This window comes from Pseudomonas sp. MWU12-2020, assembly GCF_023100605.1.
Taxonomy (GTDB): Bacteria; Pseudomonadota; Gammaproteobacteria; order Pseudomonadales; family Pseudomonadaceae; genus Aquipseudomonas; species Aquipseudomonas fluorescens_H.
In genome coordinates this window covers 87,452-108,476 of the sequence record NZ_JALMEX010000005.1, presented here as the reverse complement: position 1 = coordinate 108,476, position 21,025 = coordinate 87,452, and the positions used below count along the sequence as shown (strand labels likewise).

Here is a 21,025-nt window from a genome sequence, read left to right as displayed (position 1 = left end):
AGAACTAAGTTGTTGACTCTTACTTTCACCGAGAGCAACACAATGACTGTTTTAACTATCTTTTTTTGCGGCACCGGTTCCAATAAATTCGACGTCGCCCACGAAAACTTCTGGAACGGCGAACTGATTTCCACCTTGGCTGCCAATCATACGGGTTACGAGTTTGCCGAGTGGATCGTGGTCGATGGCCCCGGCAGCGGCAACATGCAGGCCGACGATCTATTCACCAAGACCAAGGAATACGGCATGAGCGGCACCTTGTTCGGCAAGGGCTGGGAAGAAAACGTGTTGCACGCGCTCAATATCATCAAGGGCAAGTGCGACTGGCAACGCGAGCAACTGACTGAAGCCGAATACAATCGCCTGAAGGCTGCCGGCATTCCGATTGAAGATGTAAAAGCCGAGGGTTCGTGGTTTTGGCGCAAATATAATTACGGTAATCGCAGCATTACCCAGCAGCAATTACAGGAAGGAATCATCAAAACCCACCGTAAGGATGGTGTTATTCCTACTCAAGTCAATCTCGTCGGTTGGAGCCGGGGCGGTATCAGTTGCCATATGTTGGCCAATGCAATGTTCAAGGACAGTCTGCTGAAAAACATCCCGGTCAATATCTTTGCGCTTGATCCCGTGCCAGGCATTGGTAACTTTCAGGAAGAGCGCGTCAAACTCGCGGGCAATGTCAAAGAGTATGTAGCGTTCTATGCTCGTGACGAACGCTCCAAAGGTTTCAGCTGCGTCATCCCGCAGACCGCTACCGGCACCAAAACCTACATCTATCCTATGGCTGGCCGCCACGCCACCATGGCCGGCAATGCCACCAGCAGCGGCGGCGTCCCGACCGGTGCCAGCGATCTGAAAGCGCTGTCCGAGCCCGGACGCATCGTGCGCCACCTCGCTGAAACCTGCCTCAAACGCTGGGGCGTACGACTGCAAAAAACGTTGAATCTGACCCAGGCCGATCTGGAAAACCTCACCAACGGCATCGCACGCGATGAAGCCAAATACAAATTGATGCACAAACTTTCCTACACCTACTTCACCGAGCTGGATCAAGGCGAACGCTACGTTTCGCTGGGCAGCAAAGGTGTACCGTTCACCAGCGTGAAGGGCGAGATCTACAAGCCGGCGACCGGCCTGGCAACCAGCTTGCTGGATATTTCGGCGTATCAGCATTTACGTTGAAAAACGATGAAAGACCGGTAGGAACGTCCGATGAAATCTTCATCCCGTTCCTACACGCCAAGACTCTTTGTCGCCTATCGCGGCTTGAGGGCACCTATCTATAGTCGTGACTGTCGCTGGCAAATCAGCGGCTCGGGCTTGGTCACCTGAATGGATCGTGCATACGCGTCCGCTGTATGCTGCCGGCACTCAATTGCCTGCAGTTTTATGGTGGCTGTGTTTGGGACACCTACGGGTGTGCCGGGTCTGTGCACGATCCTCACCGGTTGACCAACCCGAACACAGTCGCCTCCTGTCGCTTGGTCACGATGTGGTGGCTTCACTTGAAGCATTTGAGGATCAACAAAATGAAAACATGGAATCAATTAGCCGCTGATCGCTACCGCTCACTCGAATCCAGCCTCACCGACACCAAGCCCCTGATCATCGACACAGAGGCCAACCCGCAAGACATCCTCGAATGCGCCGTCCAGCGCCTGCGCGCCTCCAGCGACCTGCTGAAAACCCTCTACTGCCTCAGCTTCAAACAAGCCGACGTCGAAGACATTCCCCACATCACCCACGCCCTGTATCTGCTGACGCAGGATGGCTGTGACCTGCTGCAGGTCGCGCAGCAGCAGATACTCGGCTGGAAAGCACCGGCCTGAGATTGACAATGTTCGGATCGCTCTGCCACCTCACCTGAGAGCGATCAATAAAAACGTGATCAAACATTGGAGCAACCATGAGCGAGTTTTTTGATGCACTGATGGAAAGCGTTCAGGAAATGGACGAGATCTTGCACGCGCAGCGCTGCAACTCGCCCCTTGCTCCGAAAATATCTGAAAAGAACACGCTGACTTTCCAGCAGAAACAAGCCTATTACGACAAGGTATGCCGCTCGAATTATCTCGCCAGTTTACGCATTGAAGGCTTTGAAACGGTGCCTGCCGATGCGGCTGAATCATTGCCTGTTCGGCAGCAAATCCCTGATCGATACCGTCACAACACTAGCTGACCCCAGAGAGTGATCTGCGGCGCTTAAGTGGCATTATTCTGGCTGTTTAAATGAAAAAAATCTTGAATAATGGCAGTTAACAGGAACCGTTATTGCCGACTCCACGCCTAGAGGCAACCTTCTACTTAAGTGCTATTATTCTGGCAGTTAAGGAAAAAAAATGAAGGAATACTGCCACATGGCCAAGAAAACAGCGCCACTTCTGCCCGCCTCCGCTCGACTGCTGTCCGAATTTGGCGAACGGCTGAAGCTGGCTCGTCTGCGCCGCAAGCTGACGGCAAAGCAGGTCGCTGAACGGTCAGGCATGTCGCTGACCACCTTGCGCAATCTGGAGTCAGGCGAATCAGGAGTAACCATCGGCGCTTATCTGTCGGTCATGCAGGTGCTGGGCCTGGAAAAGGATCTGAATCAGCTTGCCGCGACCGATGAAATGGGCCGACAGCTACAGGATGCTCAGTTAATGCCTGCATCAAGATCCCCAATCAAAAAGCCACAGCGAGTACGCGGAGTCAGCGCGTTAAAAAAAGCTGCATCCGATCACAGCGAGACTTCAAGCGTCATCGATGCCGCTACTACAACAAAACTTCCGGACGATTTTCCAATCAACACGCACACTCTCTCCAATCTGTTGAAGAAGAAAAAGCCAGGCTCCACGACAGGTGAAAAATGACGCTGATCGCTGTTTATGCAGATTGGGAATCGTTGAACGGCGCCAGGCGTCTCGGCTTCCTGCATGCCCGTAAGACACGCAACACCAACGTATTCGAGTTTGAATACGATCCCGTAGCGCTGGCCGACCCCGAGTTAAGCTTCACACAGCTGGACCCACGAATCGGACTTTTTCAAGGACGTCAGTTTCCTGGTCAACATCAGACTCGTTTTGGCGTCTTCGCTGACTCAAGCCCTGATCGTTGGGGCCAACTGCTAATGAAGCGGCGCCTGGAGAGGGATATCCGCGACGGTTTGATTCCCAAGGGCAGCATGCTATTCGAGTCTGACTATCTCCTTGGCGTGCATGACCAGTTCCGCGTCGGCGCCATCCGCTACAAGCTCAACGACGAGGGTAATTTTCTCGACGATCGCGATGGCGTTGCTGCCCCACCCTTTGTTGAATTGCGTGCGCTGGAACAGGCGAGTCTGGCCTTGGAAAACGACACGGACAACACCGCACTCAATGGCCGCGAATGGCTAAGAATGCTCATCGCGCCGGGCGGCTCACTGGGCGGCGCCAGACCAAAAGCCAGTGTGGTCGACGAGCATGGCCAACTGTGGATCGCCAAGTTTCCGAGTACGCGAGACGACCACGATGTAGGTGGCTGGGAAATGCTGGTGAACGCCTTGGCGGTCAACTGCGGGCTACGTGTCGCAACCGGCATGGCACGACGTTACGCGAGCGACCACCACTGTTTTCTGGTCAAACGCTTCGACCGAACCGAACGCGGTGGGCGCCACCACTTCGCCTCAGCCATGACCCTGACCAACCGCACCGACGGCGACGACGCTTCAACAGGCGCCAGCTACCTTGAGTTGGCGGAAGTACTCATGGAACACGGTTCGGAGCCCAATGCAGACCTTCGCGAGTTATGGTCGAGAATCGTCTTCAACATCCTGGTATCCAACACCGACGACCACCTGCGTAATCACGGATTTATTCTGGATCCCGGTCGGGGATGGCGCTTGTCGGCAGCGTATGACATGAATCCCGTAGCGCATGCAGATGGGTTGAAGCTGAACATCACTGATGCTGACAACGCGTTGGATCTGGAGCTGGCGAGGGAAGTGGCGGGGTATTTTCGAGTGAGCTCGATACATGCAGAAGAAATAATTGAGCACTTTAAATCCGAGATCAGCAACTGGCCGGAAGTAGCACGTGTATTGGGACTATCCAAGCGTGAACAGGACCTTATGGCAACAGCGTTTAGTCCCCTTTAATGCCCACAAAAAAGCCGCCCCTGGAGGCGGCTTTTTAGTTCACAACGAACCAATCTTACAAATTAGGACCCGCAGCCTTGATCGCGTCGCTCACTTCGAACTTCTTGAAGTTCTCGATGAACAGACCGGCCAGCGCCTTGGCAGCTTCGTCGTAGGCAGCCTTGTCAGCCCAGGTGTTGCGTGGGTTGAGCAGGTTGGTTTCAACGCCCGGTACGGCCAATGGCACGTCGAGGTTGATGGTGTCCAGGTGCTCGGTGGCGGCACCGATCAGCGCGCCGCTCTGGATTGCAGCGATCACCGCACGGGTGGTCGGGATGTTGAAGCGTTTGCCGACGCCGTAGCCGCCGCCGGTCCAGCCGGTATTGACCAGGTAGACCTTGGAGCCGAAGCCGCGGATGCGCTTGATCAGCAGTTCGGCGTATTCGCCAGCCGGACGCGGGAAGAACGGCGCGCCGAAGCAGGTGGAGAAGGTCGACTTGATGCCGCTGCCCGAACCCATTTCAGTCGAGCCCACCAAAGCGGTGTAGCCGGACAGGAAGTGGTAGGCCGCTTGTTCTTCGTTGAGGATCGACACTGGCGGCAGCACGCCGGTCAGGTCGCAGGTCAGGAAGATTACAGCGTTTGGCTCGCCGCCCAGGTTCTGCTCGGAACGCTTGGCAACGTGCTCCAGCGGGTAGGCCGCGCGGCTGTTCTGGGTCAGGCTGACATCGGTGTAGTCGGCGTGTTTGGCGTCGTCGATGACCACGTTTTCCAGCACCGCGCCGTGTTTGATGGCTTTCCAGATGACCGGCTCGTTCTTCTCGGACAAGTCGATGCACTTGGCGTAGCAGCCACCTTCGATATTGAAGACAACGCCTTCGCCCCAGCCGTGTTCGTCGTCACCGATCAGGTAACGGCTTTCGTCGGCCGACAGGGTGGTTTTACCGGTGCCCGACAGACCGAAGAACAGGGTCACGTCGCCTTCTTCGCCGATGTTGGCAGCGCAGTGCATTGGCAGCACGTCAGCGGCCGGCAGCAGGAAGTTCTGCACGGAGAACATGGCTTTCTTCATCTCACCGGCGTAACGCATGCCGGCGATCAGCACTTTTTTCTGCGCGAAGTTGATGATCACGCAACCATCGGAGTTGGTGCCGTCACGCTCTGGTACGCACTCGAAGTTGGCCACGTTGAGCACTTGCCACTCGTCACGACCGGCCGGGTTGTACTGGGCCGGGTTGATGAACAGGCAACGACCGAACAGGTTCTGCCAGGCAGTCTGGGTGGTCATTTTCACGGCCAGGTAGTGATCTTCAGCCGCACCTACATGCACATGGGAAACAAAGTGCTCTTGCGCGTTGTTGAACGCCTCGACACGAGCCCACAGCGCGTCGAACTTGTCGGCCGGGAACTTGCGGTTGATCGGGCCCCAGGCGATAGCGGCCTGGGTGGAAGGCTCTTCAACGATGAAACGATCGACTGGCGAACGACCGGTACGGTGACCGGTGCGAACGACCAGAGCGCCGGTATCGGCAAGCTCGCCCTCACCGCGTTGCAGGGCTTCTTTTACCAGATCATCAACACTCAGATCGGTGTACACGGCGTTATTGGCTTGCGTCATGAGGTTCCCCGTCGGCCAGTGGCCGAGTGTGCTCCAAACGTTTTGTAGTAGAAAGTCGTGCACTACTACCGCGAAAAAAGTGGGCCGGATTATGCCAGAAAAGCCCAAAAAGAGTAGGGTCCTCCCGTCGTAACGGCGAAATTCCGTCGTTAAGCAGTGAATTTACCTGCGCTGAACCGTTTTAGTGCCGGGTATCTGACGGCGTGTCGACGCCTGCGCCAGCGAACAATTGAGCAATATCGGCCGCATCGAACAGGTAACGCTGGTTGCAGAACTGGCAATCGATCTCGATTTCGCCACCGCGTTCGGCCACCAGTGCCTGCGCGTCTTCCAGACCCAGACTGACCAACGCATTGCCCGAGCGTTCCCGCGAGCAGCTGCAACGGAAGCGCAGGTTCTGCACATCGAACAGGCGCACCTGCTCTTCGTGGTAGAGGCGATGCAGCACGGTTTCGTTGTCCAGGCTGAGCAACTCATCGGCGGTCAGGGTGCTGGCCAGCGCGGTGATGTGCTGCCAACTGGCGGCGCGGTCTTCTTCGTCTTTCAGACGGTCGGCCGGCAGTTGCTGCAGCAGCATGCCACGGGCACGACGGCCGTCGGCGAACAGCTTGAAGCGCGTGCCGACCTGTTGCGACATGACGAAATAATTGGTGAAGCATTCCGACAGGGTTTCACCATCGAGGTCGACGATACCCTGGTAACGCTGGCCGATCGTCGGGTCGACGGTCAGGGTCAGGTCACCGCCCGGCATCAGGTCGGCAAGCGTGGCATCGGCCGCGATCTGCTCGGCGTTGTATCGCGCCAGACCACGGATCTCGCGCTCGCTGGAGCATTCGATCATCAGCAGCGGAATCGGGCCTTCGGAACGCGCCTGAAGAATCAGCAAGCCGTCGAACTTCAGGGTGCCCACCAGCAACGAAGCGGCCGCCATCAGTTCGCCCAGCAACTGCGCGACCGGCTCCGGGTACGGGTGCTTGGCGAGGACTTCGGCGTAGCTGCGTTCCAGCGCCACCAGTTCGCCGCGAGTGTCGCTGTCATCGAAGATGAAGCGTTGGGTGTAGTCGGTATCCGGTAGGTCGGTCATAGGTCTGGGTATCTGAATTGATGACAAAAAGGTTACAAAAGATGAAAATCCCGCGCTTTCTTCGCACCTGTTTGGTGCAAAACGTTCAGCCACGGGAGGCATTTTATGAACAATCCGGGTTTGTTCCAATCAAGGTGGAACCTCGGCCGGCTGGTTCTGTGTAACGTAGTGCCATTAGCGCTACTGGCTTTCTGGTTATGGCCTACGGGCCAGATGCTGTGTGTGATTTTCGACGAGTGGCTGTTTCGCTCACTCAATGCACCACTGGCCAGCAACCCCATATGGCTCCACATCTGGGCAATTGCAAGTCTGCGCCCGTTCGACATCGTTGTCGGACTGATTCTGCTGACGCTGCTGATCAAGGGCGACTGGGTGTTCAAGGCGATTGATGTGCGTCGCGCCTTCTTCGGTTTTTTCTCCATTCTGCTGTTGATGGTGGTGATCCGCGCGCTGTTTTCCAAATTCGCCGACTACATGGACTGGCAACACAACAGTCCGTCGATGGTGCTGGAAGGCGCGGTGCACCTGAGTGACTACTTCCCGCAACTGGAAAAAGCCTGGGAGCTGAAGGACCGCTCAAGCCAGAGCTTCCCCGGTGACCACGCTTCGGTGTTGCTGATCTGGGCGCTGTTCATGGGCGTGTTCAGCCGTACGGTCGGGCAGTTCCTGACGGTCTGGGGCCTGGCGCTGCTGTTCATGCTGCCGCGTCTGGTGGCCGGCGCACATTGGGGGCAGGACGATTACATCGGCGGCCTGCTGCTGGCGGTGTGGGCGTTGGGCTGGGGTTACTACACGCCGTTTGCCTGTCACGCGGCGAATTTCTGGCTGAAGGTAACAGCGCCGATTTTCGCTTTGCTGGGCAAGCTGCCGGTGGTTTCGCGGATGAGTGTGGTGTCTGCCGCAAACTGACAGTTGTGTGAAGACCTGTGGCGAGGGAGCTTGCTCCCGCTCGGCTGCGTAGCAGTCGCTTTACCCGTCGATGCAGTTGTATTGTGAAATACGTGCTCGCCTGTACAGGGCGTCCTTCGGCCGCCAGCGGGAGCAAGCTCCCTCGCCACAAGTGTGTTCGTCGCACACTACTCGTTGCTGCTGCCACGAAACTTAAACAGATCCCGCCGCTGCTTCTTGCTCGGCTTGCCATCGGTGCTCACGCCCAACGCCCCGGCCTTGCGCATCGCCGCTGCCGCTTCACGTTTGGCAATACTCGCCTCGGTCTCGGTATACAGAGTCTGCGCCTCGGGTGCGCCGCGACGCACGATCGACAAGGCTTCGACCCTCACCGTGCGCTCTTCAAAGCCGGTACGAATCTCGAATTCATCACCAATGCGTGGCTCTTTGCCAGGCTTGCAGCGGTCACCTCGGCAATGCACCTTGCCACTCTCGATGGCCGCTTTGGCCAGGGCCCGGGTTTTGTAAAAGCGCGCCGCCCACAACCATTTGTCGAGACGGACCTTGTCGTCCTCTTCGCTTTTTTGTGCCATGGAATTTCCTCATTCTGAAATATTGATGAACTGTACTACCGTTTCTGTCGTGCCATGAATTACGCCGTCCCGGATTACAATGCGCACCACCCGACACCCGCTTGAGGGGTCGGCAATCCGGGCCGTAGATATCTGTCGCCTTTTAACCATTATTCTGCGTGAATACCGCGAATTCGGCCGTACGTGGCCCGAGCGGTTTCTGCCGGTTGAGTACCTTTGAAGACATTTGACCATTTGACCGTTGTCGGTCTGCGCGAGTGGGTGGCGCTCCCTGATCTGGGAGTCGCGGGCCTGCGGGCGAAAATCGACACCGGCGCCAGCACCTCAAGCCTGCATGCCACCGACATCGAGCCGTTCGAACGCGACGGCGAGAAGTGGGTGCGCTTCACCGCGCACCTGGGCACGGTGGTGCAGTTGCGTCACCGGCGCTGCGAAGCACCGCTGGTGACGCGCAAAACCATTAAAAGCTCCAACGGCCAGGCCCAGGTGCGCTATGTGATCAGCACCACCCTGGCCCTCGGTGATCGGGTCTGGGCAGTCGAGTTCACCCTCGCCTGCCGCAAGTCCATGCGCTATCGCCTGTTGCTCGGTTCCAAAGCCCTGATTGATGGCCAGTTGGTGGTCAATCCGGGCATCAAGTATGTACAAGACAAGCCGGTGTTCCCGGTATCTACCTCCTCCACAGGTGTTGCATGAAGATCGCTGTGCTGTCGCGGAATCCGCGTCTGTATTCCACCCGTCGTCTGGTCGAAGCCGGCACCGAACGCGGGCATGAAATGGTAGTGGTCGACACCCTGCGCGCCTACATGAACATCGCCAGCCACAAGCCGCAGATCCACTATCGCGGCAAGCCGCTGGAAGGCTTCGACGCGGTGATCCCGCGGATCGGTGCGTCGGTGACGTTCTACGGTTGCGCCGTGTTGCGCCAGTTCGAAATGATGGGCGTGTTTCCGCTCAACGAGTCCGTAGCCATCGCCCGTTCGCGGGACAAACTGCGTTCGCTGCAACTGCTGTCGCGTCGCGGCATCGGCCTGCCGGTAACCGGCTTCGCCCACTCGCCGGATGACATTCCCGATCTGATCGACATGGTCAACGGCGCGCCGCTGGTGATCAAAGTGCTGGAAGGCACCCAGGGTATCGGCGTGGTGCTGTGCGAAACCGCGACCGCGGCCGAATCGGTGATCGAGGCGTTCATGGGCCTGAAGCAGAACATCATGGTCCAGGAATACATCAAGGAGGCCGGCGGTGCCGACATTCGCTGCTTCGTGGTCGGCGACAAGGTGATCGCGGCCATGAAACGTCAGGCCAAGCCGGGCGAGTTCCGCTCTAACCTGCACCGTGGCGGCAGCGCCAGCCTGATCAAGATCACCCCGGAGGAACGCATGACCGCGTTGCGTGCGGCCAAGGTCATGGGCCTGGCGGTGGCGGGCGTGGATATTCTGCGTTCGAATCACGGGCCGCTGGTGATGGAAGTGAACTCGTCGCCGGGGCTGGAAGGGATCGAGACCACCACCGGCAAGAACGTGGCGGGGATCATCATCGAGCACCTTGAGAAGAATGGCGGGCCGAATATGACCCGGACCAAAGGCAAGGGTTAACCCGTCAGAAATGTGGTGGCTGGGCGGCTGCGTTCGCGAGCAAGCCCGCTCCCACATTTTGGAATGCGCTCCCCGGTGGGAGCGGGCTTGCTCGCGAAGGGGCCATCAGCCCCGCTGAATATCTCGGCTGTCAGACGGCATCTCGCGGCAACATCAACCCCAACGGCAATCGCACTCGCGCCTCCAGTCCGCCCCCGGAGCGGTTGCGCAACTCGACATTGCCGCCATGCATCGAAGCAATCCGCTTCACGATCGCCAGACCCAACCCCGTACCTTTGCCGCCCCGGGCACGGTCGCCACGGGTGAACGGGTTGAAGATCGCTTCCAGCTCCGACGGATCGATCCCAGCGCCACGGTCCATCACGCTCAGCACCACGTACGGCGCGCTGGTATCGCCGGACACATAAGCCGCAACCTCGACGCCGCTGCCGGCGTGATTCAAGGCGTTGCCGATCAGGTTGTTCAGCAGGCGTTTCATCGACACCCGGCGCAGTGGAAACGGCTGGATCGGCTCCAGACGCAAGCGCACCTTCTCTTCGTTCTGGTTGTACGGCGCGGCCACCTCACGCACCAGATCGCTCAGGTCCACCTCTTCCACCGACTCGTCGCGACCATCGCGAATGAACGCGAGGAACTGGTCGAGAATCGCGTCCATGTCTTCGATATCGCGCACCATGTCGTCGGTCAAATCGTTGCGGTCGCCCATCAGCTCCAGCGACAGCCGCAAGCGGGTCAGCGGCGTGCGCAAGTCATGCGACACCCCCGCCAGCATCAGCTCACGCTCACGGCCGGCCTGCTCGACGTCTTCGGCCATCTGGTTGAAGGCGCGATACACCTCGGTCATCTCGCTGGGCGTATCGCTGATCGGCAGGCGCACGCTGCGACCCTGACCGAGTTGCCGCGCGGCATATACCAGACGTTTCAACGGCTGGTTGAGCTGGCTGACGAAAATCCAGGCCGAGGCGGTGGACAGCAAACCGATGGCGAGGAACCAGCCGAGCACGTTCCAGATTTTCTGCCCGCGCAGAGGATGCGGGTACAGCGGCACTTTCAGCCAACCGTCGCCGAGGCTTGGCGCACGCACCCACAGCGCCGGCGGCGAGTGCATGCGCAAACGCACTTCGGTGTCGGCGCCCAGCTCCGCCTGCATCTGCCGCTGATAGATTTCACTGTACGGCCAGTGCTGCTCGCCCTCCGGCACCCCGGCGCCGACCACCCGGATCAGGGTCGCGGCATCGGCGATCTTCGCGCGGTTTTCTTCATCGGCCGCCCAATAGGCGCGCAGCGTCAGGGCGACGCCGTGGCTGTACTGACGATCTACCAGCACGTCCTCGTTCATCAACAGATAAACCAGGGTCAGTGCCTTGGAAAACAGCACGACGATGAGCACCAGCCAAAGGGTGCGGGAGAAAAAACTTTGGGGGAACCAGACGGGGGTTTTCATCGATAACCGTTAAACACTTGCAGGAGCGAGCAATGCTCGCATATTGCGGATTGCGAGTCTGCGTAGAGGGTCGATCAACCCGATGCGCAGACCCGCTCCTACAAATCGCCGATCACTTGGTGGCGGCGCCGTCCGGTACGAACACGTAGCCCACACCCCAGACAGTCTGGATATAGCGTGGTTTGGACGGATCCGGCTCGATCATCCGGCGCAGGCGGGAAATCTGCACGTCGATGGAACGCTCCAGGGCATCCCACTCGCGGCCACGGGCCAGGTTCATCAGTTTGTCGCGGGTCAGCGGCTGACGCGCGTTCATCACCAGCGCCTTGAGCACCGCAAACTCACCGGTGGTGAGCATGTGCACTTCTTCGCCACGTTTCAGCTCGCGGGTCGCCAGCGACAGCACGTAATCACCGAAGGTGACATTTTCGTCTTCGCTGCCCGGCGCGCCCGGCACCGGTGCGGCCTGACGACGCAGAACCGCTTTGACCCGAGCCATCAGCTCGTCCGGGTTGAACGGCTTGGCCAGATAGTCATCGGCGCCCAGTTCCAGGCCCTTGATGCGGCTCATCTCATCGCCTTTGGCGGTGAGCATGATGATCGGAATCTGATTGTTCGCCGCCCGCAGGCGACGGCATGCGGTCAGGCCGTCTTCGCCCGGCAGCATCAGGTCGAGGACGACCAGATTGAACACTTCACGCGACAGCAGACGGTCCATTTGCTCGGTGTTCGGTACGGCACGGGCACGGTAGCCCTTGCTGACGAAGAAACGTTCCAGCAGGCTACTCAGCCCCGGATCGTCGTCAACAATAAGAATTTTTTCGCCTTCAGCATTGTTTGCAGTGCTGCTCATTGGATGCTCCTTTTAGCTCGGCGCGCATTATGGCGTAGCTGCCGTTATACGCACCGTGTGCATTGTTAGCAGATTTTTCCTTCACTGCCAGAAAACCGGGGTTTATGCCTACAGACTGCTACACCCCCGAATGACAGAACGCTGGTTATAATGCGCGGCGTTTTGTGCCAGGCAACGTCTGAATCGTTACCGCAGGTGGCCGGGCTTTTTTCCCGGTGGCCGCAGTAATTGTTCGATTTCACGGGTCAATGGGCTGCCTCTTGACCCAGGCAGCGGCAATTTTCTAGCCGCTCAACCAGACTCCGGGCCTTTATTTCCGTGCCTGCGAGCCTGCTTTCACAATATGTCAGGTGGTTTTATGGACAGCATCAACAGCCGCATCGCCGAGGAACTCGGCGTACGCCCGCAACAGGTCGAAGCGGCCGTCGCGCTACTCGATGAAGGCTCTACCGTTCCCTTCATCGCCCGTTACCGGAAAGAAGTCACCGGCAGCCTCGATGACACCCAGTTGCGTCATCTGGAAGAGCGTCTGCGCTACCTGCGAGAACTCGACGAACGGCGCATCAGCATCCTCGCCAGCATCCAGGAGCAGGGCAAACTCACCCCGGCCCTTGAGCGCGACATCAAGCTCGCCGACACCAAGACCCGCCTCGAAGACTTGTACCTGCCGTACAAGCAGAAGCGCCGCACCAAGGGCCAGATTGCCCTCGAAGCCGGCCTCGGCGAGCTGGCCGACGGCCTGTTCAACGACCCGAACCTGACGCCGGAAACCGAAGCCGCCCGCTTCGTCGACGCCGAAAAAGGCGTGGCCGACGTCAAGGCTGCGCTGGAAGGCGCCAAATACATCCTGATGGAGCGCTTCGCCGAAGACGCCAGCCTGCTGGAAAAGCTGCGTAACTTCCTCAAGCAGGAAGCGACCATCAGCGCCCGCGTGATCGCCGGCAAGGAAGAAGAAGGCGCGAAGTTCCGCGACTACTTCGAACACGACGAGCCGCTGAAAAGCATGCCGTCGCACCGCGCACTCGCCATTTTCCGTGGCCGCAACGAAGGCATCCTCAGTTCCGCGCTGAAAGTCGGCGACGAACTGCCGGGCACCATGCACCCGTGCGAAGGCATGATCGGCCAGCAGTTCGGCATCCAGAACCAGAACCGCCCCGCCGACAAATGGCTCGGCGAAGTGGTGCGCTGGACCTGGAAGGTCAAGCTTTACACCCACCTCGAAACCGACCTGCTCGGCGAACTGCGCGACAGTGCCGAAACCGAGGCGATCAACGTCTTCGCCCATAACCTGCACGACCTGTTGCTGGCCGCTCCGGCCGGCCCGCGCGCCACCCTGGGCCTCGACCCGGGCCTGCGTACCGGCTGCAAGGTCGCGGTGGTCGACTCCACCGGCAAACTGCTGGATCACGCCACGGTTTACCCGCACGTGCCGCACAACAAGTGGGATCAGACCATCGCGATTCTGGCCGCCCTGTGCGCCAAGCACTCGGTTGACCTGATCGCCATCGGCAACGGCACCGCCAGCCGTGAAACCGACAAACTGGCGATCGAGCTGATCAAAAAATACCCAGCGATGAAGATGACCAAGGTCATGGTCTCCGAGGCCGGCGCATCGGTGTACTCGGCATCGGAACTGGCGGCCAAGGAATTCCCGGACCTGGACGTGTCGATCCGTGGTGCGGTGTCCATCGCCCGTCGACTGCAGGATCCGCTCGCCGAACTGGTGAAGATCGATCCGAAATCCATCGGTGTCGGCCAGTACCAGCATGACGTGTCGCAGCTGAAACTGGCGCGAGGTCTGGACGCGGTGGTCGAGGACTGTGTGAACGCCGTCGGCGTCGATGTGAACACCGCTTCGGTGGCGCTGCTGGCGCGGATCTCCGGCCTCAACGCGACTCTGGCGCAGAACATCGTCGCCCACCGCGACGAACACGGTGCGTTCAAGACCCGTGCAGCGCTGAAGAAAGTCGCGCGTCTGGGCGAGAAAACCTTCGAACAGGCCGCAGGCTTCCTGCGCGTGATGAACGGCGACAACCCGCTGGATTCCTCGGCCGTTCACCCGGAAGCCTATCCACTGGTACAGCGGATTGCCGCTGAAACCGATCGCGACATTCGCTCGCTGATCGGCGACGCCGCGTTCCTCAAGCGTCTGGATCCGAAGAAATTCACCGACGAAACCTTCGGTCTGCCAACCGTCACCGACATTCTGCAAGAACTGGAAAAACCGGGTCGCGACCCGCGTCCGGAGTTCAAGACTGCCGAGTTCCAGGAAGGCGTCGAAGACCTGAAAGACCTGCAACTGGGGATGATCCTCGAAGGCGTCGTCACCAACGTGACCGCGTTCGGCGCGTTCGTCGACATCGGCGTGCATCAGGACGGTCTGGTGCACATCTCGGCGCTGTCGGAAAAGTTCATCAAGGACCCACGCGAAGCGGTGAAGGCCGGTGACGTGGTGAAAGTGAAGGTCATGGAAGTCGATATCCCGCGCAAACGCGTCGGTCTGTCGATGCGCATGAGCGACACCCCCGGCGAGAAAATCGACGGCGCCCGTGGTTCGCGTCCAGGCTCGGCACCGCGCCAGTCTTCGGGCAACGCGCCACGCAAGGAAACGGCCACAGCCGCTCCGGTGAACAACGCCATGGCCTCGCTGTTCGCCAACGCCAAGCAGTTGAAGAAACGCTGATGGAAGTTCCGGCCGGGCTCGTCGAGAGCGCGTTTTTCAAGCTGTTGGGCTGCCGCCTGCACAGCCTGGAAACCGGGGTGGCGCAAGTCGCCCTGGTGCTGGAACCGCAACTGCGCAATCGCGGCGGCAAGTTGCACGGTGGCGCGCTGTTCAGTCTGGTCGATATCGCCATGGGGCTGGCCTGTTCCAGCACCCACGGCTTCGATCAGCAGAGCGCGACCATCGAGTGCAAGATCAACTACATCCGCGCCGTGTCCGACGGCGAGGTGCTGTGCACGGCGCGGGTCATCCACCCGGGCCGCCGCACTTTGGTGGTCGAGGCCGACGTGATGCAGGGCGACAAACTGGTCGCAAAAGCGCAAGGCACGTTCGCTGTCCTGTAGATGTTGTTCATCATTTTGAGTTAATTTCGGCGCTGTGATCGCAGCGTCGAGCTTTTCTGTGGGAGCGGGCTTGCTCGCGAAGGGGGCGTGTCAGTTTGCATGGCTGTGACTGATACACCGCATTCGCGAGCAAGCCCGCTCCCACAGGGACCGCATAATCTTCGCGTGCATCTGCCAGATTCAGGGATTGAAGTCGGCGGTTCGAAAGGGGCTTCGTGAGCCCAAAAAACCAGGCGAAAACGCCAGTTTCAACTTCACCCTTGTAGACCGTCCTGCCCACCCCCATATTGGGGCGACTGACGCGTGAAGGAATCCAAATTGAGCGAACTTCTCAACCGCCGCCTGGCTCTGCTCGGCGAGCGCGCCAACCTCTCTCTGCTCGAACAGTGCCTCCACGGTATCGAACGTGAATGCCTGCGCGTGACCAGTGAAGGTCGTCTGGCGCAAACGCCGCACCCGGAAGCCTTGGGTTCCGCGCTGACCAATGAACAGATCACCACCGACTACTCCGAGTCGCTGCTGGAATTCATCACCCCCGCCCTGCCCGATCCGGCCGATACGCTGGCGAGTCTGGACAAGATTCATCGCTTTGCCTACAGCAAGCTCGGCAACGAGTACCTGTGGAGTCCATCGATGCCGTGCCCGTTGCCGGCCGAGGAAGACATCCCGATCGCCTATTACGGCACGTCCAACATCGGTCAGCTCAAGTACGTCTACCGCAAGGGCCTGGCCCTGCGGTACGGCAAGACCATGCAGTGCATCGCCGGGATTCACTACAACTTTTCCCTGCCGGAAAAGCTCTGGCCGCTGCTGCGCGAAGCCGAGGGTTTCGTCGGCACCGACCGCGACTTCCAGTCATCGTCGTACATCGCGCTGATCCGCAACTTCCGCCGCTACAGCTGGCTGCTGATGTACCTGTTCGGGGCTTCGCCGGCGCTGGACGCCGGTTTCCTCCGTGGGCGCTCGCATCAACTGGAACAGCTCGATCCGGATACTTTGTATCTGCCGTACGCCACCAGCCTGCGCATGAGCGACCTTGGTTACCAAAGCAACGCCCAGGCCGGCCTGACGCCTTGCTACAACGATCTGGCGAGCTACACCGACAGCCTGCGCAAGGCCGTCGCCACGCCGTACGCGCCGTACGTTGAGGTCGGCACGCACAAGGATGGCGAGTGGGTACAGCTCAACACCAACATCCTGCAGATCGAAAACGAGTACTACTCCAACATCCGCCCGAAACGCGTGACCTACACCGGCGAGCGGCCGATCCAGGCCCTGATGGCCCGTGGCATTCAGTACGTCGAAGTGCGTTGCCTGGACATCAACCCGTTCCTGCCGATGGGCATCGACGTCACCGAGTCGCGCTTCCTCGACGCGTTCCTGCTGTACTGCGCGCTGAACGACAGTCCGCTGCTGACCAACACTTCGTGCGGCAACGCCACTTCGAACTTCCTCAGCGTGGTCAAGGAAGGTCGCCGTCCGGGCCTGCAATTGCAGCGCGACGGTGAAGCGGTCGAATTGAAGGTTTGGGCAGCCGAGCTGCTGGAAAAAATCGCTCCCCTGGCGGCCTTGCTCGATCAGAGCCATGGCGGCGACGCACACAGCAAGGCGCTGGACGCGCAACTGGCCAAGGTCAAGGATTCGTCCCTGACCCCTTCGGCCCAAGTGCTGGCGGCGATGGCCGAACACAAGGAGAGCTTCGCGCAATTCTCCCTGCGTCAGAGCCAGGCGCATGCCGAGTTCTTCCGCAGCGAACCGTTGGCGGCGGCTGAGCAAGCGAAGTTTGAGGAGTTGGCGCGTTCGTCGCTGGCGGCGCAGGCTGAGCTGGAGCAGAACGAGGTGGGCGATTTCGATGTGTTTGTCGGGTCGTATCAGGCGAGCATTCTGGCGATCAGCAACTGACATCAGAAGGTTCTTCGAACCTTTTCGCGAGCAGGCTCGCTCCCACATTAGATTGCAATCTCCTGTGGGAGCGAGCCTGCTCGCGAATGACCGCGCAGCGGCCACGCTTAGATTTTTCCGCTCATAAGCTAAGTCTAAAAAGTTATTTATTTTTAGATTCTTAGATCATTTAGTCTCCTTTCACGCCGATCATCGGTCGCCTGACTTGGAGCACTCCCCATGAAACTGAATTTCCCGCTTCGCCTGCTGGCCGTGGCCTCGTTGGCTGCTGCGAGCTTTCTGGCGCAGGCCGCCGACCTCACCGTCGCCTACCAGACCACCGTTGATCCGGCGAAAGTCGCCCAGGCCGATGGCGCCTACGAGAAAGCCACCAAGGCCGACATCAGCTGGCGCAAGTTCGATAACGGCGCCGACATCATCGCTGCCATCGCTTCCGGTGACGTGCAGATCGGCTACCTCGGTTCCAGCCCGTTGACCGCTGCGATCACCCGCAAGGTTCCGGTGGAAACTTTCCTCATCGCCACCCAGATCGGCGCCGCCGAAGCGCTGGTCGCTCGCGACGGTTCCGGGATCAACACCCCGCAGGATCTGGTCGGCAAGAAAATCGCCGTGCCATTCGTGTCCACCGGTCACTACAGCCTGCTCGCGGCGCTGAAGCACTGGAACATCGATCCGTCGAAAGTCACCGTGCTCAACCTCGCGCCGCCAGCGATCATCGCCGCATGGAAACGCGGTGACATCGACGCCACCTACGTCTGGGATCCGGCCCTCGGTGTCGCCAAGGAAAACGGCAAGGTGCTGATCACTTCCGGCGAACTGGCCAAGTTCGGCGCGCCGACCTTCGATGCCTGGATCGTGCGCAAGGACTACGCCGAGAAGCACCCGGAAATCGTCACCGCGTTCGCCAAGGTCACCCTCGACGCCTACGCCGATTACCGCAAGGACCCGAAAGCCTGGCTCGCCGACCAGTCCCACGTCGACAAGCTGGTGAAGCTCTCCGGCGCCAAGGCCAGCGACATTCCATTGCTGCTGCAAGGCAACGTCTACCCGCTGGCGGCTGATCAGGTGATCACCCTCGGCGCGCCGACCACCAAAGCCATCACCGACACCGCCGCGTTCCTCAAGGAGCAAGGCAAGGTCGAAGCCGTACTGCCGGACTACGCGCCGTACGTCAGCGCCAAATACATCACCAACTGATCGGGAGTTAACTGCGATGGCCTTGCTACAGCTGGAGCGCATCAGCGCACAGTACCCAGGCAGCCCGGAACCGGTGCTGGCGGACATTTCCCTGACCCTCGGGCCTCAGCAATTGCTGGTCGCCCTCGGCCCGTCCGGCAGTGGCAAGACTTCGCTGTTGAACCTGATTGCCGGCTTCGTCGAACCCAGCGCCGGGCGCATCACCCTCGACGGCGTGCCGGTCAAAGGCCCGAGCGCCGAACGTGGCGTGGTGTTCCAGGATGACGCCCTGCTGCCGTGGCAGGACGTGCTGGCCAACGTTGCCTTCGGTCTGGAACTGGCTGGCGTTGCCAAGGACAAACGCGAACAGCGCGCCCGCGAGATGCTTGCGCTGGTCGACCTCACAGGTTTTGAACACCGCCGTATCTGGCAACTCTCCGGCGGCCAGAAACAGCGTGTCGGCCTGGCCCGCGCCCTCGCCGCCGACCCGCGCGTGCTGCTGATGGACGAACCCTTCGGCGCCCTCGACGCGTTCACTCGCGAGCAGATGCAGGAGCTGTTGCTGCAAGTCTGGCAGCGCACCGCCAAACCGGTGTTCCTGATTACCCACGACATCGAAGAAGCGGTGTTCCTCGCCACTGACCTGATTCTGTTGGCACCGAATCCGGGGCAGATTGTCGAGCGTCTGCATCTGGATTTCGGTCAGCGCTACGCTGCCGGTGAGTCGGCGCGGGCGATCAAATCCGACCCGCGTTTTATCGAAACCCGCGAGCACGTGCTGAGCAAAGTGTTCTCGCAACGCAGCGCCGTACAACGGCAGGAGCGCGCATGAGCAGTTACGACGTTTCCGCCCCGGTAGCAAAAGCTCCGTCGGTGGTGATTCCGGTGCGGCGCAGCCTCAGCACCCGCTGGATCAGCCTGCTGACACTGTTCGCCTTGCTGATGATCTGGTGGGCGGTGACTGCCAGCGGTTTGATCGAACCGCTGTTCCTGCCACCACCGTCCGCCGTGCTGCAAAAAGGCTGGTTGCTGGCGACCACGGGCTATATGGATTCGACCCTGTGGCAACACTTGGGCGCGAGCCTGAGCCGCATTGGCCTGGGTCTGGGTTTCGCGATTCTGACCGCGGTGCCGGTGGGCATCGCCATCGGTGCCAACCGTATTGCCCGTGGTGTGCTAGATCCGCTGATCGAGTTCTACCGGCCGATTCCGCCATTGGCTTATCTGCCGCTGATCGTGATCTGGTGCGGCATCGGCGAGTTGTCGAAAGTGCTGCTGATCTACCTGGCGATTTTCGCGCCGATCGCCATCGCTACCGCGACCGGCGTGCGCACCGTTGACCCGGCTAAATTGCGCGCCGCGCAGTCGCTCGGTGCCACTCGCGCACAGCTGATTCGTCATGTGATTTTGCCCAGCGCGTTGCCGGATATTCTCACTGGTGTGCGCATTGGTCTCGGCGTCGGCTGGTCGACCTTGGTCGCCGCCGAGCTGATCGCCGCCACTAGCGGCTTGGGCTTCATGGTGCAATCGGCCGCGCAGTTCCTGGTCACCGATGTGGTGGTGCTGGGGATTCTGGTGATCGCCCTGATCGCCTTCGCCATGGAAATGGGCCTGCGCGCCCTGCAGCGCAAACTGGTGCCGTGGCACGGCCAGGCGCACTGAATACTTGCCATCCAAAACCTGTGGGAGCGGGCTTGCTCGCGAATGCGGTGTATCAGTCACAGAAATGTCTTCTGACACACCGCATTCGTCGGAACGCCGCCCGGAGCAAGCCCGCTCCCACCAAAAGCTCAAAACCCGAATTCCAGAGACCCACCATGAGCAGCCTGACCATCACCCCATTAAGCTCGGCCCTCGGCGCGCAGATCAGCGGCGTCGACGTCAGCCAGCCGTTGAACCTGGAACAGCGCGACGCCATCGAGCAGGCGCTGCTCAAGTATCAAGTGCTGTTCTTTCGCGACCAGCCGATCGAACCGTCGCAACAGGCGCGTTTCGCCGCGTACTTCGGCGACCTGCACATTCACCCGATCTACCCGAACGTGCCGGAGCAGCCCGAAGTGCTGATCCTCGACACCGCCGTCACCGACGTGCGCGACAACGCGATCTGGCACACCGACGTGACCTTCCTGCCGACCCCGGCGATGGGCGCGGTGCTCAGCGCCAAGCTGCTGCCCGAGTTTGGCGGCGACACCCTGTGGGCCAGCGGGATTGCCGCGTATGAAGCACTGTCGGCACCGATGAAAAACCTGCTCGAAGGGCTGACCGCGACTCACGATTTCACCCGCTCTTTCCCGTTGGAACGCTACGGCAATACGCCGCAAGCACTGGCCCAGTGGGAAGAGGCGCGACGCAAGAACCCACCGTTGTCACACCCGGTAATCCGCACCCATCCGGTCAGTGGACGGCGCTCGTTGTTCGTCAACGAAGGCTTCACCTCGAAGATCAACGAATTGTCGGACACCGAGAGCGAAGCGATTCTGAAATTCCTGTTCGCTCATGCGACCCGACCGGAATTCACCATTCGCTGGCGCTGGCAGAAGGACGATATTGCCTTCTGGGACAACCGCGTGACCCAGCATTACGCGGTGGATGATTACCGTCCGGCGCGACGGGTGATGCAACGGGCTACGGTGTTGGGGGATGTGCCGTTTTTTAAATAAAGCCTGATTTATGTGTTGTGTTTAAAGGCCCCTTCGCGAGCAAGCCCGCT

The 21,025-nt window shown here is 59.9% G+C and carries 20 protein-coding genes; 15 read left to right on the top strand and 5 right to left on the bottom strand.

Annotated elements, in window-relative coordinates; all coding sequences use genetic code 11:
- Positions 1-42: 42 nt before the first annotated feature.
- The 5 genes from M0814_RS13365 (at position 43) to M0814_RS13345 (ending at position 4,114) form a co-directional block, all read left to right on the top strand.
- Positions 43-1,185 (top strand): hypothetical protein, encoded by a 1,143-nt coding sequence (locus M0814_RS13365; RefSeq protein WP_103485306.1) that lies wholly within the window; start codon positions 43-45, stop codon positions 1,183-1,185.
- Positions 1,186-1,532: 347 nt separating this feature from the next.
- Positions 1,533-1,832 carry a hypothetical protein gene (locus tag M0814_RS13360; RefSeq protein WP_103485307.1) on the top strand — a complete coding sequence of 100 codons (300 nt, stop codon included), beginning with the start codon at positions 1,533-1,535 and terminating at the stop codon, positions 1,830-1,832.
- A gap of 170 nt (positions 1,833-2,002) precedes the next feature.
- On the top strand, positions 2,003-2,182 hold the full coding sequence (locus M0814_RS13355) for a YhfG family protein (protein ID WP_103485325.1): 180 nt from the start codon (positions 2,003-2,005) through the stop codon (positions 2,180-2,182).
- 178 nt (positions 2,183-2,360) lie between these two features.
- The gene (locus M0814_RS13350) at positions 2,361-2,852 is read left to right on the top strand and encodes a helix-turn-helix transcriptional regulator (protein ID WP_045122694.1); all 492 of its coding nucleotides are present in this window, start codon (positions 2,361-2,363) and stop codon (positions 2,850-2,852) included.
- A complete protein-coding gene (locus M0814_RS13345) occupies positions 2,849-4,114 on the top strand; it encodes a HipA domain-containing protein (protein ID WP_103485308.1) in 1,266 nt (421 codons plus the stop codon). Before M0814_RS13350 ends, M0814_RS13345 begins: the two co-directional genes overlap by 4 nt.
- A gap of 55 nt (positions 4,115-4,169) precedes the next feature.
- Here the strand turns inward: M0814_RS13345 and M0814_RS13340 are convergent, their stop codons facing one another.
- Both M0814_RS13340 and hslO read right to left on the bottom strand, forming a co-directional pair.
- Positions 4,170-5,711 carry a phosphoenolpyruvate carboxykinase gene (locus tag M0814_RS13340; RefSeq protein ID WP_103485309.1) on the bottom strand — a complete coding sequence of 514 codons (1,542 nt, stop codon included), beginning with the start codon at positions 5,709-5,711 and terminating at the stop codon, positions 4,170-4,172.
- 181 nt (positions 5,712-5,892) lie between these two features.
- Entirely contained in the window at positions 5,893-6,795 is a 903-nt protein-coding gene (gene hslO / locus M0814_RS13335) for an Hsp33 family molecular chaperone HslO (RefSeq protein WP_103485310.1), read from the bottom strand.
- Between the two features lie 105 nt (positions 6,796-6,900).
- Between hslO and M0814_RS13330 the strand changes: the two genes are divergently transcribed.
- Entirely contained in the window at positions 6,901-7,704 is an 804-nt protein-coding gene (locus M0814_RS13330) for a phosphatase PAP2 family protein (RefSeq protein ID WP_103485311.1), read from the top strand.
- Between the two features lie 167 nt (positions 7,705-7,871).
- On the opposite strand, the gene M0814_RS13325 is transcribed toward M0814_RS13330, so the two are convergent.
- Positions 7,872-8,276: an RNA-binding S4 domain-containing protein gene (locus tag M0814_RS13325; protein ID WP_003220645.1), complete on the bottom strand. Its 405-nt coding sequence runs from the start codon at positions 8,274-8,276 to the stop codon at positions 7,872-7,874.
- 234 nt (positions 8,277-8,510) lie between these two features.
- Here M0814_RS13325 and M0814_RS13320 point away from each other — a divergent pair, with 234 nt between their 5' ends.
- Together M0814_RS13320 and rimK are read left to right on the top strand one after the other, a co-directional pair.
- Positions 8,511-8,972: an ATP-dependent zinc protease gene (locus M0814_RS13320; RefSeq protein WP_007964698.1), complete on the top strand. Its 462-nt coding sequence runs from the start codon at positions 8,511-8,513 to the stop codon at positions 8,970-8,972.
- On the top strand, positions 8,969-9,874 hold the full coding sequence (rimK, locus tag M0814_RS13315; RefSeq protein ID WP_003220641.1) for a 30S ribosomal protein S6--L-glutamate ligase: 906 nt from the start codon (positions 8,969-8,971) through the stop codon (positions 9,872-9,874). Before M0814_RS13320 ends, rimK begins: the two co-directional genes overlap by 4 nt.
- Positions 9,875-10,004: 130 nt before the next feature.
- Here the strand turns inward: rimK and M0814_RS13310 are convergent, their stop codons facing one another.
- Positions 10,005-11,318: an ATP-binding protein gene (locus tag M0814_RS13310; RefSeq protein WP_003220639.1), complete on the bottom strand. Its 1,314-nt coding sequence runs from the start codon at positions 11,316-11,318 to the stop codon at positions 10,005-10,007.
- 112 nt (positions 11,319-11,430) lie between these two features.
- Positions 11,431-12,171 carry a two-component system response regulator OmpR gene (gene ompR, locus M0814_RS13305; protein WP_003220637.1) on the bottom strand — a complete coding sequence of 247 codons (741 nt, stop codon included), beginning with the start codon at positions 12,169-12,171 and terminating at the stop codon, positions 11,431-11,433.
- Between the two features lie 358 nt (positions 12,172-12,529).
- Between ompR and M0814_RS13300 the strand changes: the two genes are divergently transcribed.
- The 7 genes from M0814_RS13300 to tauD all read left to right on the top strand — a co-directional run bounded on the left by M0814_RS13300 (position 12,530) and on the right by tauD (position 20,975).
- A complete protein-coding gene (locus M0814_RS13300) occupies positions 12,530-14,854 on the top strand; it encodes a Tex family protein (protein WP_045122251.1) in 2,325 nt (774 codons plus the stop codon).
- Positions 14,854-15,237 carry a PaaI family thioesterase gene (locus M0814_RS13295; protein ID WP_003220635.1) on the top strand — a complete coding sequence of 128 codons (384 nt, stop codon included), beginning with the start codon at positions 14,854-14,856 and terminating at the stop codon, positions 15,235-15,237. Before M0814_RS13300 ends, M0814_RS13295 begins: the two co-directional genes overlap by 1 nt.
- Before the next feature lie 318 nt (positions 15,238-15,555).
- A complete protein-coding gene (gene gshA / locus M0814_RS13290) occupies positions 15,556-17,139 on the top strand; it encodes a glutamate--cysteine ligase (RefSeq protein ID WP_103485312.1) in 1,584 nt (527 codons plus the stop codon).
- Between the two features lie 219 nt (positions 17,140-17,358).
- Positions 17,359-18,336 (top strand): taurine ABC transporter substrate-binding protein, encoded by a 978-nt coding sequence (gene tauA, locus M0814_RS13285; protein ID WP_103485313.1) that lies wholly within the window; start codon positions 17,359-17,361, stop codon positions 18,334-18,336.
- A gap of 16 nt (positions 18,337-18,352) precedes the next feature.
- Positions 18,353-19,147: a taurine ABC transporter ATP-binding subunit gene (gene tauB / locus M0814_RS13280; RefSeq protein WP_103485314.1), complete on the top strand. Its 795-nt coding sequence runs from the start codon at positions 18,353-18,355 to the stop codon at positions 19,145-19,147.
- Complete coding sequence (gene tauC / locus M0814_RS13275; protein ID WP_103485315.1) at positions 19,144-19,977, top strand: taurine ABC transporter permease TauC; 834 nt, start codon at positions 19,144-19,146, stop codon at positions 19,975-19,977. The genes tauB and tauC overlap by 4 nt, the downstream gene beginning before the upstream one ends.
- A 155-nt stretch (positions 19,978-20,132) precedes the next feature.
- On the top strand, positions 20,133-20,975 hold the full coding sequence (gene tauD, locus M0814_RS13270; protein WP_103485316.1) for a taurine dioxygenase: 843 nt from the start codon (positions 20,133-20,135) through the stop codon (positions 20,973-20,975).
- Positions 20,976-21,025 lie beyond the last annotated feature (50 nt).